This window comes from Dactylosporangium sp. CA-152071 (assembly GCF_050936335.1).
GTDB classification, from domain to species: domain Bacteria; phylum Actinomycetota; class Actinomycetes; order Mycobacteriales; family Micromonosporaceae; genus Dactylosporangium; species Dactylosporangium maewongense.
On the sequence record NZ_JBNJMZ010000001.1, the window covers coordinates 5938469 to 5954838 of the forward strand.

Sequence of the window (16370 nt, forward strand, 5' to 3'; positions counted from 1 at the left end):
GTTCCTAGTTATAAGGAGTGGTTCAGCGCTCGATCTCGCCGGCGATGAACTGCTCGACCGACTGGTGCGCGTCGTGGTCGTTGTACTGCACCGGCGGCGACTTCATGAAGTAGCTCGACGCGGACAGGATCGGGCCGCCGATGCCGCGGTCCTTGGCGATCTTCGCGGCGCGCAGCGCGTCGATGATGACGCCCGCCGAGTTGGGCGAGTCCCAGACCTCGAGCTTCAGCTCCGCGTTGAGCGGGGTGTCGCCGAAGGACTTGCCCTCGAGGCGGATGTAGGCCCACTTGCGGTCGTCGAGCCACGGCACGTGGTCCGACGGGCCGATGTGGACGTCGGACTTCGCCATCTCGTGCGGGATCTGCGAGGTCACCGACTGGGTCTTCGAGATCTTCTTCGAGACCAGGCGGGTGCGCTCCAGCATGTTCATGAAGTCCATGTTGCCGCCGAAGTTGAGCTGGTACGTGCGCAGCAGCTCGACGCCGCGGTCCTCGAACAGCTTCGCGAGGGCGCGGTGCACGATCGTGGCGCCGACCTGGCTCTTGATGTCGTCGCCGACGATCGGCAGCCCAGCGTCGGTGAACTTCTGTGCCCACTCCGGGTTGGAGGCGATGAACACCGGGAGCGCGTTGACGAAGGCGGCGCCCGCGTCGATGGCGGCCTGGGCGTAGTACTTGGCGGCCTGCTCCGAGCCGACCGGCAGGTAGCAGACGAGCACGTCGACCTGAGCCTCGCGCAGCGCGGCGGCCACGTCGACCGGCTGCTCGTCGGACTCGTCGACCATCTCGCGGTAGTACTGGCCGAGGCCGTCGAAGGTCGGTCCGCGCTGGACGGTCACGCCGGTGGGCGGCACGTCGCAGAACTGGATGGTGTTGTTCTCGCTGGCGCTGATCGCGGCCGCGAGGTCCTGGCCGACCTTCTTCGCGTCGACGTCGAACGCGGCGACGAACTGCACGTCACCGACGTGGTAGTCGCCGAACTTGACGTGCATGAGACCCGGTACCCGGTCATTCGGGTCGGCGGTGCGGTAATACTCCACGCCCTGGACCAGGGACGAGGCGCAGTTGCCTACACCGACGATGGCAACGCGGACGGAGCCCATCGCGGATGCCTCCTTCTTGTTGTTCACGATGACCGCTCCGGATCTGCCGAAGGCGGCTGAGGGGTGGTGCCATTGCGTTCGTTCGCAATGAGCTCTTCGAGCCAGCGGACCTCGCGCTCGCACGCGTCCAGGCCGTGGCGTTGCAGCTCCAGGGTGTAGGCGTCGAGCCGCTCCGCGGCCCGGCTCAGCACGTCACGCATGCCCTCGCGACGCTCCTCCACCCGGCGGCGGCGGCCCTCGAGGATCCGCAGCCTGGTCGCCGGGTCGGTGCGTGCGAAGAAGGCGAAGTGGACGCCGAAGCCGGCCTCGCTGTCGTAGGTCTCGGGCCCGGCGGCGGTGAGCAGCTCCTGGAAGCGCTCCTTGCCCTCGGCGGTGATCGTGTAGACCACGCGGCCGCGCTTGCCGGTGAGCAACGGGACCTCGTCGGGTGACGCCGGCATGCCAGTCGGCGGGGCACCTTCGGTGATCCAGCCGTCCGTCTGTAGACGGCGCAGTGTGGGGTAGAGGGAGCCGTAGCTGATCGCGGCCCGGAACGCGCCCAGCTTGGTCGTGAGCTGCTTACGCAGCTCGTAACCGTGCATCGGGGACTCGTGCAGGAGACCCAGGATCGCCAGTTCGAGCATTCCCGGCCTCCCTCCGTTTACCCGATCCGATGTATCGGCCCGATACATCGCAACGGTAGGCCCCCAGCCGAACGGATGCAACGCGCGTGACCAAGTGGCCTGGACCACACCTCTGATCGTCTATCCGACGGTTACCGATCGTGACCGATGTCGCCGAGCGGCGCGGGACCGCGTACCCTCGGCGCATGCGTACCCAGCGTCAGGTGGTCGACTTCTCCTTGCGGAGACGCGCCCTGCTGCGTGAGGTGCATTCCGGGCGTGTCGGCACCTATGAGGTGTGCGACGCGTCGCCATACCTGAAGAGCGCAGCGAAGTTCCACGGCGAGCCGACGGAGGAGCTGTGCCCGGTGTGCCGCCGGGAGAACCTCACCCATGTGCATTACATCTATGGGGATGAGCTGCGGCAGTCGTCGGGTCAGGCTCGCCGCCTGACCGAGCTGCCACTCCTGGCGATGACGCTGAGTGAGTTTCACGTCTACGTGGTGGAGGTCTGTCGCGCCTGCGGCTGGAACCACCTCGTGGAGCAATATCTGCTGGGGCGCGACGGCCTGACGGCCGGATCGGACGATGGAGCCGGCGGTCGGTCAACGACGCGGGTCCGAGGAGGGGCGGCCGAGTGAACCTGGCCCGCGATCGCTGCGGGCCGATTTGCATCGATGCCCTGACGAGCGGTGACCTCTCGCGGCCTCACGGCCGCTTGACGCCCGGGACCGCAGACTTTGAGACCTGACCGACGAGTGCCTCAGCTCACAGACATGGTGGCGACGGAGCATGCGACAACGACGCAACCGGCAAGGTGGGACGAATGAACTACGGTGACCCGACCAACTCCCCCTCGGGCCGGGCGCAGGTTCCTGGATCCTTTCCGGGACCAGACGGTGACGACTTCGGCGTGCCGCCCCTGCCACCGCCGCCTGCCCTGCCGCCACCCGCGCCCGCGCCGAGCGCCGGCGCCGCAGGCCGCGCGACGGTCGGCCGCGCCAGCGTAGGGCGCCCGGGCGGCGACGAGCCGCGCACCGGGCGCGCGTCCGTGCCGGTGTCCGGCGCGTCCGGGTCGGCGTCGGTCGGGTCGGCGTCCGTCTCCGGTGCCGCCTCGGTGTCTGGCTCCGCCTCCGTGTCCGGGTCCGCGTCGGTGCCCGGCTCCTCCGCCGGCCGTGCGACGGTCGGCCGGGCCACCGTCGGCCGCGCGTCGGTGTCGATGGGTGCCGAGGGCTTCGGCGACGGTCCCGGCGGGCCGGGCGGTCCAGGCGGCCCGGGTGGCCCCGACGGTCCCGGTGGTGCCGGCGGCAGCGGCCCTGGCCGGGGCCGGAGCAGCAGCGCCAAGGCCAAGCGCCGGCGCCGCCGCAACATCGTCATCGCCGCGATCGCCTCGTTCATCATGATCGCCGGCATCGGCATGGTCAGCGGCACCTACTACTTCGACCAGGTCGGGCTGCCCGAGGACCTGGCCATGGAGCAGTCGACCACGATCTACTACGCCGACGGCGTCACCCCGATGGGCCGTATCGGCGACAAGAACCGCACGGTCATCCCGATCACCGAGATCCCGCCCGACGTGCAGCACGCCGTCGTCGCGGCCGAGGACAACAGCTTCTACACCAACGACGGCGTCGACTACAAAGGCGTCGTCCGCGCGGCGTGGAACAACGTGACCGGCGGCGACCGGCAGGGCGCCTCGACGATCAGCCAGCAGTACGCGCGCCACTGGGCCGATCTCGAGGGCGTCACCTACGCGCGGAAGCTGCGCGAGGCCGTCATCGCGCTGAAGCTCAACCAGGAGTTCGAGAAGGACAAGATCCTGGAGATGTACCTCAACATCGTCTACTTCGGACGAGGGGCGTACGGCATCCAGGCGGCATCCATCGCGTACTTCAACAAGCCCGCGAAGGAACTGAGCATGGCCGAGGGCATGGTCCTGGCCGGCATCATCAAGAACCCCGAGGGCAACAACGCCAAGGGCAGCCCCTTCGATCCGAACATCGACAAGCAGCAGGCGACGGATCGGTTCAACTACATCAAGGGGCAGATGCTCTCGCTCAAGTTCGTGAAGCCCGAAGAGGCGGACACGAAGATGGCCTACCCGACGACGGTCATCGCGCCGGCCGTCGCCCGGGCCAACGCGGTCAAGACGCAGGGCAGCATGGACAAGCCCGAGGGCCTGATCGTGCACCACGTGCTCGACGAGGTCGCGGCGCTCAAGGACCCGAAGACCAACGCCCCGCTGTATGAGAATGTCGACCCCGACGGCAGCAAGAACTTCGACAAGATCCGCAACGGTGGTCTGAAGATCGTCACGACCGTCGACCAGAAGCTGCAGCAGGCCGCGGTCCAGGAGGCGAGCCGCAACCCCGAGTCGCGGATCAACAAGTACCCGGGCAACCTGCAGGCCGCGCTCGTGGCCGTCGAGCCGGGCACCGGCGCGGTCAAGGCCTACTACGGCGGCGACAGCGGTAACGGCGGCGACTTCGCCGGCTACTACAACGACCCGGTGCTCAGCAACGGCGAAGACAGCTGCTGCGGCGGCCACCCGCCGGGCTCGACGTTCAAGGTCTACACCCTCGCCACCGGTCTGATGGCCGGCTACACGATCGACTCCTACTGGAACGGCGACTCGCCGCAGCAGTTCCCGGCCAGCGGCCGGACCGCGAAGAACCCGGTCAAGAACGCCGGTGAGGGCGCGGTCTCGTCGCCGAAGTGCAAGTCGGGCGACGGCAAGTGGTGCACCTTGGAAGAGGTCACCGTCATGTCGCTCAACGTGCCGTTCTTCGCGCTCGCCGAGAAGGTCGGCCCGGCGAAGGTGATCGACACCGCCCGCGCGGCCGGCATCACCGACATGTGGGCCAACGTCGACAACAAGTCCAAGAAGATCGACCTCGTGGCCAACAAGGGCTCCGACGTGTTCCCGAAGTACTTCAACACCGAGGTCGCCTTCGGTCAGTACCCGGTGACGGTGCTGGAGCACGCCGGCGGCATCGCCACGTTCGCCGCCCGCGGCGTCGCGGCGAAGACCCACTTCCTGAAGGAGGTGTGGGAGGACGGCAAGAAGACCTACGGCGAGGTGATCAACCCGAAGCGCATCCCGGGCTTCACCGACCAGATGGCCGACGACCTCAACACCGTCCTGCAGGGCGTGCCGAAGCACTACAACCTGAAGCTCAAGGACGGCCGCCAGATCGCCGGCAAGACCGGCACCTGGCAGCTGCGCGACACCACCGCCAACGCGCACGCGTGGTTCGTCGGCTATACCGCCTACGACCCGGGCAAGAAGTCGCCGGGCCTGGCGACCGCGGTGTGGGTCGGCAACAAGGCCGAAGAGCAGAAGATCGTCGACAGCAGCGGCAAGGGCGTCATCGGCGGTAACCTGCCCGGCCCGATCTGGCAGGACTTCATGGACAAGGCCGAGGCCATCATGAAGCAGCCGAAGATCAACTTCCCGGGTCCGAAGCACGTCGGCAACCAGGACGTCGGCACCGGCATCTCGCCGCAGCCGAGCCTCCCGGTCGAACCCAGCCTCCCGGGCGGTCCCGGCAACGGGAACGGCAATGGGAACGGCAACGGCGGCAACCCCGGTGACACGCAGAGCCCGGGCCCGGGCGGCATCGGTGGCGGCATCTTCCCCACGCCGACACGAAGACGCTGATCAAGGTAGGCCGAAGATGTGCGGCCACGGTAACGGCGGTATGTTCGCCGGGACCGTGGCCGCTGTCGTTTGGGGGGTGTCCGTTGGAAGCGGGCAGGCTGAAGGCCGTCCGGTGGGGGCTGCTCGCGCTGCTCGTAGCGCTGGTGGCCTACGCGCACTGGTGGTACGGCATCCGGCACCACTTCTACGACCTCAAGATCTACCGGCAGGCCGTCGACTGGTGGCTCGACGGGCACGACCTCTACACGTTCACCAAACCCGACATGACGCAGGGCGAGCTCGGCTTCACCTATCCGCCGTTCGGCGCGATGGTGCTGGTCCCCTTCGCGCTGCTGGCGAAGAACGCCGCCGTCACCGTGTACGCGATCCTCGCCTGCGCCGGCCTGCTGATCACCACGTACTGGCTCGTCGCCCCGGCGGCCCGCCGGCACGGCTGGTCGCTACCCTTCGCGCTGGTGCTGTCGACCGTCGTGTTCACCACGCTCGAGCCGATCCGTGAAACGTTCAGCTTCGGCCAGATCAACGTGCTGCTGATCGTGCTCATCCTCGCCGACCTGCTGGTGCTGCTGCCGCGGCGGAGCCGGTGGGCGGGTGTGCTCATCGGGCTCGCCGCCGCCATCAAGCTCACCCCGGCGATCTTCATCGTGTATCTGCTGGTCAGCCGCCGGTACCGGGCGGGAATCACGGCGATCGTCAGCGCCGCCGCCGCCACGTTGCTGACCGCCGCGGTCGCGCCCCGCGCCTCGTGGGACTTCTGGACCGACACGCTGTGGAAGGGCGAGGGGATCGGCAAGACGGCATACATCCCCAACCAGTCGCTGCGCGGGCTGCTCGCCCGGTATGACGCGCCCGGCTGGCTGTGGGTGCTGCTGGTGCTGGCGGTCGTCGGCGTCGGCCTGTGGCGGGCCCGCCGCGCCGCGCTCGCCGGCGACGAGCTCGTCGGGCTCACCATCGCCGGCCTCGTCGGCTGCCTGGCCAGCCCGATCACCTGGATCCACCACATCTACTGGTTCGCGCCCGCCATCGTCGTCCTGTTCGACGCCGGCCGGCGATGGCTCGCCGTATTGATCGCTGTCACCGTCGGTGTGGGCATGGTGTCGCTGTACGACCAGGGCCTGCCCGTCGACCCGTGGGGCGAGGGCGTCCTCGGATTCTTCATCGAGAACTGGTACGTCCTGCTCGCCGTCGCGCTGCTGTTCGCGATGCCGATCCGGCGGGTCGGCGAGGAAACCACGTCGGGTGGTGCACCCGCCTCGGAGGTTGCGACGGTACGGTGATGCGATGCCGCCGACTGTGCGACCCGAGCACCGCCTGAATGACGAGCCCGCCACCTCCGACCGCTTCGTCGGTGGCCTCTCCGAGTCGATCGGTGGGCCCCTGGGTAGTCACGCCGTGCGGACACCGAACCGGTTCTGGACCCCCGCGCGGGTGGTCCTGCTGCTGATCTGCGCCATGCTCAGCTTCTCCTGGATGCAGAAGTCCCCCTGCCGCGACGGCGCCTGGGCGGACATGAAGCAGTACAAGTACTTCTGCTACACCGACGTGCTGGCCCTCTACTACGCCGAGGGCCTCAACGAGGGCCAGGTCCCCTACGCCGACCACCAGGTCGAGTACCCGGTCCTGACCGGCGCATTCATGGGCGTGCTCGGCCTGCCCGTGCACTCCCTCGGCCAGCAGGGGGCGCTCGACAACCCCGGCCAGACCTTCTACGACCTCAACGCGGTCGTGCTCAGCGCCTTCGGCATCGCCGCGGTCGCCGCCACACTCGCCGTCCGGCGCCGAAGGCCCTGGGACGCCGCGATGTTCGCCGCGGCACCCGCGCTGTTCGTCTCCGCGACCGTGAACTGGGACCTCTTCTGCGTCGGCCTCGCCGCCATCTCCATGGCGTGCTGGGCCCGCCGAAGACCACTGCTCGCCGGTCTCTTCCTCGGCCTGGCGACGGCCGCGAAGTTCTATCCGGTCCTGATCCTCGGCGCCCTCCTGGTCCTCTGCCTGCGCACCGGCAAGTGGAAGGAGGCCCTCGCCACCTTCGGCGTCGGCGCCGGCACCTGGCTCGCCGTCAACGTGCCCATCGCGGCCCTCTACTGGGATTCCTGGATCAAGTTCTGGGACTTCAACTCCCAGCGGGGCATCGACTGGGGCACCCTCTGGTACATCGGCGCGCACTTCCCGCGCGGCTCCGGCCAGTACGGGTTCCCCTACTTCCAGAACCTCGACTCCGACCCTGAGCACGCCACCCTCAACGTGCTCTACCTCGGCCTCTTCCTGATCTGCTGCGTGGGCATCCTCGTCCTGGGCCTCACCGCCCCGACCACGCCCCGCCTCGCGCAGCTCGCGTTCCTGATCGTGGCCGCGTTCCTGCTCACCGGCAAGGTGTGGTCGCAGCAGTACGTCCTGTGGCTCATCCCCCTCGCGGTGCTCGCCCGGCCTCGCTGGGGTGCCTTCCTCGCCTGGCAAGCGGCCGAGGTCTTGTACTTCGTCTCGTTCTACGGCGAGCTCATGGGCGCCTCGGGCCGTCAGGTCTTCCCGGAGGGCGTGTTCGTCCTCGCCTCGATCCTGCGCCTGGTGACCCTCGCGGTCCTGGTCGGCTACGTCATCCGCGACATCAGGCACCCGGAGATGGACGTCGTCCGCGACACCTACGAAGGCGAGGACCCCGACGGCGGCGTCTTCAACCCCGAACCCGTCGAACGCCCCCTGATCGAACCCCCACCCCTGGTCAAGGCGGAGGCGTAGCCACTTCGCACTGCTGCACCTCGCACTTCTGCACAACGGCAAGGGCCGGCGGGATCTTCTCCCGCCGGCCCTTTTCGTGTCTCGGCGCTTTCGGGTGCCGGGCGCCTTAGTGCGTGAGCGGCTCGTGCCCGGCCCCGGCCTGCCCCTTCGCCGCGGCCGCCGTTCCTTGGCCTGTGCCGCCGGGCGTCAGCTGTCCTCGACCTTGTAGAGCACGACGTCGCCCTGCTCCGTGCGGGTCAGGCCGAGGCCGTCGATCGGTGCGTCGATGGCGCGCTCGTACGCGCTGCCGAGGGCCTGGCTGCGCACCACGACGACCGTGCGGATGTGCCGCTCACGCAGCAGCGCCACCGTCTGCTCGTCGGGGAACTGCTGCATCGTCTGCCGCAGCTCCTGCTGGTCCATCGGCGTGAAGCCGCTGCCGCCGTTGACGATCTTCGGGAACCCGTCGGTGCTCCACAGCATGACGTTCATGTCGAAGAGCTCGTGGCTGGGCAGCACCATCAGCGGCCCCTGCACCGTGCTCATCGCGATCGGTGTGGTGGGCACCACCGGGTGCGGCGTGTTGTGAGCGCCCTCGAACAGCACCAGCATGACGGGGATCAGGGTCGCCAGCCGCGGCAGGAACCCGGCCCGGTCACCCGGCTCCGACTGGGTCCGGTCGGCGAACAGCTCCACCGCCCGCTCCGCGAACGCGCTCACCGCTCCCGCCGCGAGCAGCCCCAGGAACAGCGTCGTCCACACCACCAGGCGCCCCGACGTGCGGATGCCGTCGAAGCCCGGCAGCGCCCGGTACAGCGCCAGGTAGCCGAACTCGCCCTTGCCGGGGCCGTGCGTCCCCATCGCGAGCGCCACCGTGCCGAGGACGCCGACCAGCATCCAGACGCGGTGCTTGAGCCGCCAGGTGGAGACGAACAGTCCGGCGAACGCCAGGCCGTACAGGAAGAAGCCCGGCAGCAGCGCCATCTCCGGCGCCCAGGTCAGCGTGCCGCGGGCGTCGGCATACGCCTCGCCCCACAGCCACGACTCCGGCGGCGCGATGAAGAATCCCTTCAGCGGCGGCGAGAACAGCCCGACGAGCTCCTCGCTGCGCCGCGCATACGGGTAATCCTTCAGCACCTGCAGGTACGGGTACGCCATCAACCCGCCGACCGCCGCGAAGATCGCCCCGCCGCCGAGGTTGGCGAAGAACAGCTTCCAGCCGAACGGGCGCGTCACGCCCCACTTGCGCACGTGTCGGTAGCCCCAGGAGACCGCCGTGGCGAGCACCGCCAGCAGCAGTGCGTACACGAACGGGATGCCGATGCCGAAGCCCAGGCTGATCTGCCATGAGGCGACGAGCCAGCCCGCGAGAACCCAGCCCCATCGCCGCTTGTCCGGCTGATAGCCGTCGCGCAGCGAGAACCCGTGGCCGCGGGCGAGCATGGCCAGCGCCAGCGCGATCCCGCCGATCGACAGCACGTGCAGGTGGCCCGCCTGCCCCAGCCGGTACGGCGCGTACGCGAACGCGGCACCGGCCACCACCGCACCGGTCGGCCGCGCACCCAGCTGCCGGGCCAGCACGTATGCCCCGAAGAACGCCAGGGCGAAGATCAGGACGTACATGATGTTGTACCGGACGAGCGCCGCCACCGGCCCGCTGCCGAGCATGCCGGCGGGCGCGTAGCCGAGCAGCGTGTCCGAGAACGCGTAGCTGTAGTTCGAGGGGAAGAACGCGTTGGCGTTCCACAGCTGCGCCGGGTTGGTGGTGAGGATGTGCCCGGCCCAGGACATCTGCCAGGCCTGCAGCGTCGGGTCGGCGGTGTCCTGCGGGATCGTCGTGCCCGGCTCCCGCAGCGTCGGCCAGGTCATGACGGCGGCGAGCAGCACCGAGCCCACGGCCGCCATCGTCCACTCGTGCCCGAGGAACTCCCCGACCGCGTTGCCGATGCGCGCCGTCACCCTGCGGGCCTTGCCGGGCTCCTCGTCGGGGACGGGCGCGAACGATCCGAACGGGTCCGCCTTGACGAGACTGACCCGCTCACCGCCCTGAGCGGCCGCGCCATCCGCCTTGCCCGCTTCTCCAGCGGTCGTATCGGCCCCGGCCTTCGCCGCACCATCCTTGGTGCCAGTGGTTGTGGCGCTCCCGTCCTTCGCCGCGCCGTCCTTTGCGCTGCCCGCTTCTCCAGCGGCTGTGTCGGCCTTGGCCTTCGCGGCGCCATCCTCGGTGTTGCGCGCTTCAGCGGTGGTCGTGTCGCCCTGTGCGGCGCCGCCTTCCGCGCTGGCCGCCGATTGCTTCGTGTCGCCGGACGCCTGGGTCGCACCGCCGGTCTTCGCTTCGCCGGTGGCCGCCCTGGCGCCGCGCGCCGCCTGCTTGGCGTCGCGCGCTGTGGCCTTCGCGCCTCCCGTCCCCGCATCGCCTGCTGCGGTTGTGGCGTCTTCCGCCGGCGCGTCGGCTGCCGACGCTGCGGTGCCGGTCGCGGCGCCGGCGGCCGCGGGCGGCGTGTCCGCCGCTGCTGGCTTGCCGTTGCCCGGCGCGGGCTTCCCCGAGGTCAAGGCCGCCGGGTCACCGGGCTCGGCGGCTGAGGGTCCCGCTTCCGGGTCCTTCTCGGTCTCGGACACGTTGCTCACGCCAGCCGCTCCCGCAGGTAGGTGATGTCGGCGGTCTGCCCCTCGGCGCCACCGGGCGTCTCGACCAGCGCCGGCGCGCCGGCGGACCGGATCACCGAGACGATCAGCTCGGGGTCGATCTCGCCGGCCGTGAGGTTGTCGTGCCGGTCGCGGCCGGAGTCGAAGCCGTCGCGGGAGTTGTTGGCGTGGATGAGGTCGATCCGGCCGGTGATCGCCTTGACCCGGTCGACGATGTCGAGCAGGTCCTCGCCGCCCGCGTGGGCGTGGCAGGTGTCCAGGCAGAACCCGACCTCATACTCGCCGATCGCGTCCCACAGCCGGGCCAGCGCGTCGAAGCGCCGGGCGCAGGCGTTGTCGCCGCCGGCGGTGTTCTCGATCAGGATCGGGGTGGCGAAGCCGCCCTCCTCGGCCGCGAACGCGAACGTCTTCCGCCAGTTGTCGAACCCGGCGTCGCGCCCTTCCGCCTTCTCGACGTGCCCGCCGTGCACGATCAGCCCCTTGGCCCCGACCTTCGCCGCCGCCGACGCGTGGCGGAAGAGCAGCTTGCGGCTGGGGATGCGGATTCTGTTGTTGGACGACGCGACGTTGATCCGATAGGGCGCGTGGATGTAGACGTCGACGTCGGAGGCGATGAGTGCCTCGGCATCGGGGCGGTCTTTGGGATCGATCCAGACCTGCGGGTCGGTCAGGAAGAACTGGACCAGGTCAGCGCCGCGCGCCGCGGCCTCGGCCAGTGGCTCCGCGGGGTCGACGTGAGCACCGATTCGCATGCCGCAGAGCCTACGACGTGGGACCGACAGTTTGCGCGACCCCGGGGCCCGGCCTCGGTGGCAACCCGACCGAAGGGTCCGGAATAGCAGGGTTCCGTCACCGTCCTGTCGGCCGCGTCGTTACGCAACTAGGTCGCCCGTGATCGCGCGACCTCGATGGAACCGCATCTGATCAATCCTCAACCCTGGATGGCTACCTTGTCTGGACACCGACCGGCACTCCGCGTGGCGGCAGCCGCCGCCGCGCTGTTCGCCGCGGCCCTGACCGTGGGCGCCAGCCCCGTGCACGCCGCACCCTCCACCCCGACCGTCGAGTTCAGCGGCGGGAGCGTGTTGAGCCTGCTGGTGTGCAAGTCGGAGCCCAGCGCCGGCAGCGTCTCGGTGCCCGCCGAGTCGCGGATCAACTTCGTCAACCGGCTCGGCCAGGGCGCGACCCTCAAGGTCGACGGCAAGCCGGTCTCGACGGTGCAGCCCAACCAGGCGGTGCCGGTCGTCTTCAAGAAGGGCCCGGTCAACGTCGCCATGACCTTCTCCTGCGGCGTCGGCGTGGTCGAGCAGTTCAAGGAGGTCTCCGTCGGGGTCACCGCGCCGCCCGCCGCGCCCGCCGCCAACCCCGGCGCGGGCCAGGGCGGTCAGGCCGGCCGGCCGTCCTCCTCCGAAGGCCCGGCTGGTGCCGCCGCCGACGCGGCGAACAAGGCCATCACGGGCACGCGCTCGACCCGGAAGCCGTCGGCGAACGCCTCGAGCTCCACCGGTGAGGGCACCGAGCCGGTCGACCCGTCGCTGCTCGGCCCGGACGCGACCGCGTCGCCCGCGCCGGCCGCCGGCGCGAACCCGAGTGCGTCGACGGACGAGCGGGTATACGTGGAGCAGCCCGTCGCCGCGACCGGCCCGGCCACCAACGCCCCGACGGGTCTGCTGGCACTTGTCGCGACGGTCTGCGTGGTCGGTGTTGGAATCGCCGCAATTCGGGCTATTATTGCGCAGCGGTCATCACGCGCTAGCTACGCGTAAGGTACAATTAGGTAGCTCCGCGGGGCGCCGTCATCCAACGCACCGGTGTGGTCGTTCCTCCCCAGGTCCCACCCAGAGAAGCGGATGACGCGCCCCGCGGTCTTTCTGTGTACACGCACCGTGTACTCTTGCTCGGTCTGCCGTCCATCGGACGGCCGACGACGCACGACCTCCTGCCGCGGATGGACCGCGGCCGCTTAGCCCGTAGGAGGTGAGAACGTCTTGCGTCATTACGAAATCATGGTGATCCTCGATGGAAGTCTCGAGGAGCGCACCGTCGCACCGTCGCTCGACACGTATCTGAACGTGATCCGGACGTCGGGTGGCTCGGTGGAGAAGCTCGACGTGTGGGGCCGCCGGCGCCTCTCGTACGAGATCAACAAGAAGACCGAGGGCATCTACGCCGTCATCGACCTCCAGGCATCGCCGGAGTCGGTGGCAGAGCTGGACCGTCAGCTGCGGCTCAACGAGTCCGTGCTGCGCACCAAGGTCATCCGGCCCGAGGTCCGCTAAGCGGATCCCGGGCGAGATCGACCTGCTTCGCCCGCCACACGTCACCGGGAATTGTCATACCCCTGTGACAAGGTGGGCCATACCCCAGTGCGCGAGGAGTTGACTCGATATGGCAGCAGGAGACACCACGATCACGGTCATCGGCAATCTGACCGACGACCCCGAGTTGCGCTTCACTCCGTCTGGTGCGGCTGTGGCCAAGTTCCGGGTGGCATCCACCCCCCGGTTCCTGGACAAGAACACCAACGAGTGGAAGGACGGCGAATCGCTGTTCCTGTCCTGCACGGTGTGGCGCCAGGCGGCTGAGAACGTCGCCGAGTCGCTGCAGCGTGGAACCCGCGTGATCGTCTCCGGTCGCCTGAAGCAGCGGAGTTACGAGACTCGCGAGGGCGAGAAGCGCACCGTCATCGAGCTTGAGGTCGACGAGATCGGCCCCTCGCTGCGCAACGCGACTGCCAAGGTGCAGAAGATGCAGCGCTCCGGTGGCAGTGGCGGCTTCGGCGCTTCTGGTGGTGGCGGCGGCAACAGCGGTGGCGGCGGGTTCAGCGATGACCCGTGGGCCAGCGCGGCGCCGGCGAACGCCTCCAGTGGTGGCGGCAGGTCGAATTCATCCTTCGACGACGAGCCCCCGTTCTAATGGCATCAGGAGCAAGAGCAATGGCGAAGGCTGCGGCCCTGCGCAAACCGAAGAAGAAGGTGAACCCTCTCGACAAGGAGGGCATCGCCTACATCGACTACAAGGACACCGCGCTGCTGCGGAAGTTCATCTCCGACCGCGGCAAGATCCGCGCTCGGCGGGTGACCGGCGTGACCGCTCAGCAGCAGCGGCAGATCGCGCGTGCCGTCAAGAACGCGCGCGAGATGGCGCTGCTCCCCTACACCGCGACTGCGCGATAAGGGGAGGCTGACATGAAGATCATCCTGAAGCAGGAGGTCTCCGGTCTCGGGACCCCCGGCGACGTGGTTGAGGTCAAGGACGGCTACGGGCGTAACTACCTGCTCCCGCAGGGCTACGCGATTCCGTGGACCAAGGGTGGCGAGAAGCAGATCGCGACCATCAAGCGCGCCCGTGGGGCTCGCGAGATCCGCGACCTGGGCCACGCCAACGAGGTCAAGGCCCAGCTGGAGAACCTGACCGTCAAGCTGGCCGTCCGCGCCGGCGAAGGCGGCCGCCTCTACGGCTCGGTCACCCCGGCCGAGGTCGCCGACGCCGTCCAGAAGGCCGGCGGTCCGGCCCTCGACAAGCGTCGCCTCGAGCTGCCCGGCCACGTGAAGTCGGTCGGTGACTACAAGGTGCAGATCAAGCTGCACCCCGAGGTCGCCGCCAGCTTCACGCTGAAGGTCACGGCCGCCAAGTAACACCACGCGGCAACACGAAGGGGCCCGTCCGGCAGGACGGGCCCCTTCGCTGTCCCCCTACCGGTAGAGCTTCGTCGCCGCCCGGATCACCTCGGCGAGCTCCGCGACCTGCTTGTCCCCCTCGGACAGGCCCTCGGCGAGCCGCAGCAGGTCCGCGAGCCGGACCTCCCCGGCGTACTGGCTGGACCGCAGCACCTCGGCGAAGTAGGCCGCCGTGTAGCAGACCTGCAGCCGCGGCCCCGCCTCCGTGAACACACGGTCCAGGGACGCCACCGTCACCGACACGTTCTGCTCGCTGGGCTCCCGCGTCCGCGGGTCCTGCCAGCGCACCCGTACATCCGCCAGATGCCCCTCCGCGCCCTCGCGAAGATGCAGCGCGTACAGCGCCGTCACCGAATGACCGGGGCCGACCTCGCCACCGTCGACCCGGTCGTTGCGGAACGCCGACGCCGAGAGGGTGCGGTTCTCGTAACCGATCAACCGGTACGACACGACCGCCGCCGGATCGAACTCGACCTGCGCTTTCGCGTCCAGCGCCCGCACCGACAACGTGGCCGGGAGCTGCTCCACGAAGACCTTGTTCGCCTCGGCGGTGCTGCTGACGTAGACGACATAGCCGTCGCCCTTGTCGGCGAGCTCCTCCATGAACTTGTCGCCGTAGTCGCTGCCGACGCCGACGCCCATCATCGTGATCTGCTTCGCCGCCGCCTCCTGCACCTCGCGGACCAGGGGCGCGGCGCTCGTCGTGCCGACGTTCGGAAGACCGTCGGAGAGCAGGATGACCCGGTTGGTCGCACCCTCCCGGAAGCTCTTGCGCGCCGTCTCGTAGCCGAGCCGCAGCCCCGACTGCAGGTTCGTGCTGCCCGCCACCCGCAACCGGTCGATCGCCCCGTGCAGCGCCGAGCGGTCCCGGACCGGCGTCATCTGCCGCAGCACCTCCGCGTCGTCGGAGTAGGCGACCAGCGCCACCGAGTCCGTGGTGCGCAGCTGGTCCACCAACGTGTGCAGCCCGCTCTTGACCAGGTCGAGCTTGCCCGGCTCCGCCATCGAACCGGACACGTCCACGACGAACGTCAACGACGCGTCGAGGCGTTGCCCCTCCGGCTCCGCTCTCGTCTGCAGCCCCACCCGTAGCAACCGGGCTGTGTCACCGGAGTTGCTGTGAGTCTTCGGCAGCCGGGTGCCGTCCGTGGCAACCGCGAACCCGTCGCCGGACGGCTGCCGGTACCCCTGCTGGAACGAATTCACGAACTCCTCGGGCCGGATCGTGCCCGCCGCCGGACGCTGCCCCGCCAACAGCTGGCGCTTCGCGTAGCCGTAGGACGCGGTGTCCACGTCGACCGCGAACGTCGACACCGGCTGGCTCGACGCCGCCTGCTCGCCGGGCGCCTCGTCGCCCGCGCCGCCGGTGATCGCCGGACCGGGCTGGCCGCCCTGCGGGTTCATCGTCCCCGCCGGGGCCTTCTCGTAGCTGGTGCTGTCGTTCTTCCCCTCTGCACCGCACGCCGTCAGGCACAACGCGGCGATCACGGCCACGGCGGCGACGCGGAACTGACTGACCATGGAAGCCTCCCTGAAAGGTGTTTGGCCAGTCAGACGACGACCCACCTCCGAGCGGCTCCGAGCGTAACCGGACAGAGACCCAAGCGTGAGCATCGGTGATCAGCTCGCAAGGATGCTGTGACCCGTCGAAGGGAACCGATCCGCTTGGCACTGCGTCCCGCGTCACCCTCCGGTAGAGCAGCCGCCATCATCCGTCCAGCCGGCGGCCACGTCACTCGATCGGGGCGACTATTTTTCACACACAGGCTGTGGATTGTGTACGCCCAGCTCAGAGCCTGTTTGAGGATCCCGGCGGCAAAGTTTTCCACAGGCCTGTGCACACCTGATCCCCCGTTTGTGGACGACGGTCCACAGGTTGTCCGCAGGGTTGTCCACCGGCTAGTTTTGACGAACGCCAGTCGCTCCATACCGTTGCGCGGGGCGCTCCACGTCTTCCGAGGCGC

14 protein-coding genes are annotated in these 16370 nt (G+C 69.2%); 9 read left to right on the top strand and 5 right to left on the bottom strand.

Features of this window, described 5'->3' with window-relative positions; genetic code table 11:
• Window positions 1-22: 22 nt before the first annotated feature.
• Both ACQEVZ_RS26585 and ACQEVZ_RS26590 read right to left on the bottom strand, forming a co-directional pair.
• On the bottom strand, window positions 23-1102 hold the full coding sequence (locus ACQEVZ_RS26585; RefSeq protein WP_344508618.1) for an inositol-3-phosphate synthase: 1080 nt from the start codon (window positions 1100-1102) through the stop codon (window positions 23-25).
• Window positions 1103-1125: 23 nt separating this feature from the next.
• Window positions 1126-1725, bottom strand: a complete 600-nt coding sequence (locus ACQEVZ_RS26590; RefSeq protein WP_344508541.1) for a PadR family transcriptional regulator — start codon at window positions 1723-1725, stop codon at window positions 1126-1128.
• Window positions 1726-1910: 185 nt separating this feature from the next.
• On the opposite strand from ACQEVZ_RS26590, the gene ACQEVZ_RS26595 reads away from it, so the two are divergent.
• From ACQEVZ_RS26595 to ACQEVZ_RS26610, 4 genes are all read left to right on the top strand, one after another.
• Window positions 1911-2345, top strand: a complete 435-nt coding sequence (locus tag ACQEVZ_RS26595) for a DUF5318 domain-containing protein (protein ID WP_344508543.1) — start codon at window positions 1911-1913, stop codon at window positions 2343-2345.
• Window positions 2346-2530: 185 nt separating this feature from the next.
• Window positions 2531-5365 (top strand): transglycosylase domain-containing protein, encoded by a 2835-nt coding sequence (locus tag ACQEVZ_RS26600; RefSeq protein ID WP_433371195.1) that lies wholly within the window; start codon window positions 2531-2533, stop codon window positions 5363-5365.
• Between the two features lie 83 nt (window positions 5366-5448).
• Window positions 5449-6642, top strand: a complete 1194-nt coding sequence (locus tag ACQEVZ_RS26605) for a glycosyltransferase 87 family protein (RefSeq protein WP_433371198.1) — start codon at window positions 5449-5451, stop codon at window positions 6640-6642.
• A 4-nt stretch (window positions 6643-6646) separates the two neighbouring features.
• Complete coding sequence (locus ACQEVZ_RS26610; RefSeq protein WP_433371201.1) at window positions 6647-8101, top strand: glycosyltransferase family 87 protein; 1455 nt, start codon at window positions 6647-6649, stop codon at window positions 8099-8101.
• Window positions 8102-8287: 186 nt separating this feature from the next.
• On the opposite strand, the gene ACQEVZ_RS26615 is transcribed toward ACQEVZ_RS26610, so the two are convergent.
• Both ACQEVZ_RS26615 and ACQEVZ_RS26620 read right to left on the bottom strand, forming a co-directional pair.
• Window positions 8288-10708, bottom strand: coding sequence for a hypothetical protein (locus ACQEVZ_RS26615; protein ID WP_433371204.1), 2421 nt, complete (start codon window positions 10706-10708; stop codon window positions 8288-8290).
• Window positions 10705-11478 (bottom strand): deoxyribonuclease IV, encoded by a 774-nt coding sequence (locus ACQEVZ_RS26620; RefSeq protein WP_433371207.1) that lies wholly within the window; start codon window positions 11476-11478, stop codon window positions 10705-10707. Before ACQEVZ_RS26620 ends, ACQEVZ_RS26615 begins: the two co-directional genes overlap by 4 nt.
• Before the next feature lie 225 nt (window positions 11479-11703).
• Between ACQEVZ_RS26620 and ACQEVZ_RS26625 the strand changes: the two genes are divergently transcribed.
• The 5 genes from ACQEVZ_RS26625 to rplI all read left to right on the top strand — a co-directional run bounded on the left by ACQEVZ_RS26625 (window position 11704) and on the right by rplI (window position 14364).
• Window positions 11704-12492 carry a hypothetical protein gene (locus tag ACQEVZ_RS26625; RefSeq protein ID WP_433371210.1) on the top strand — a complete coding sequence of 263 codons (789 nt, stop codon included), beginning with the start codon at window positions 11704-11706 and terminating at the stop codon, window positions 12490-12492.
• A gap of 222 nt (window positions 12493-12714) precedes the next feature.
• On the top strand, window positions 12715-13005 hold the full coding sequence (gene rpsF / locus ACQEVZ_RS26630) for a 30S ribosomal protein S6 (RefSeq protein WP_033359943.1): 291 nt from the start codon (window positions 12715-12717) through the stop codon (window positions 13003-13005).
• A gap of 109 nt (window positions 13006-13114) precedes the next feature.
• On the top strand, window positions 13115-13642 hold the full coding sequence (locus tag ACQEVZ_RS26635) for a single-stranded DNA-binding protein (protein WP_360572399.1): 528 nt from the start codon (window positions 13115-13117) through the stop codon (window positions 13640-13642).
• Window positions 13643-13662: 20 nt separating this feature from the next.
• Window positions 13663-13902 (top strand): 30S ribosomal protein S18, encoded by a 240-nt coding sequence (gene rpsR, locus ACQEVZ_RS26640; RefSeq protein WP_033359945.1) that lies wholly within the window; start codon window positions 13663-13665, stop codon window positions 13900-13902.
• Between the two features lie 12 nt (window positions 13903-13914).
• Window positions 13915-14364, top strand: coding sequence for a 50S ribosomal protein L9 (rplI, locus tag ACQEVZ_RS26645; protein ID WP_344508559.1), 450 nt, complete (start codon window positions 13915-13917; stop codon window positions 14362-14364).
• Between the two features lie 57 nt (window positions 14365-14421).
• On the opposite strand, the gene ACQEVZ_RS26650 is transcribed toward rplI, so the two are convergent.
• Window positions 14422-15927 carry a YfbK domain-containing protein gene (locus tag ACQEVZ_RS26650; RefSeq protein ID WP_433371215.1) on the bottom strand — a complete coding sequence of 502 codons (1506 nt, stop codon included), beginning with the start codon at window positions 15925-15927 and terminating at the stop codon, window positions 14422-14424.
• Between the last annotated feature and the right edge of the window lie 443 nt (window positions 15928-16370).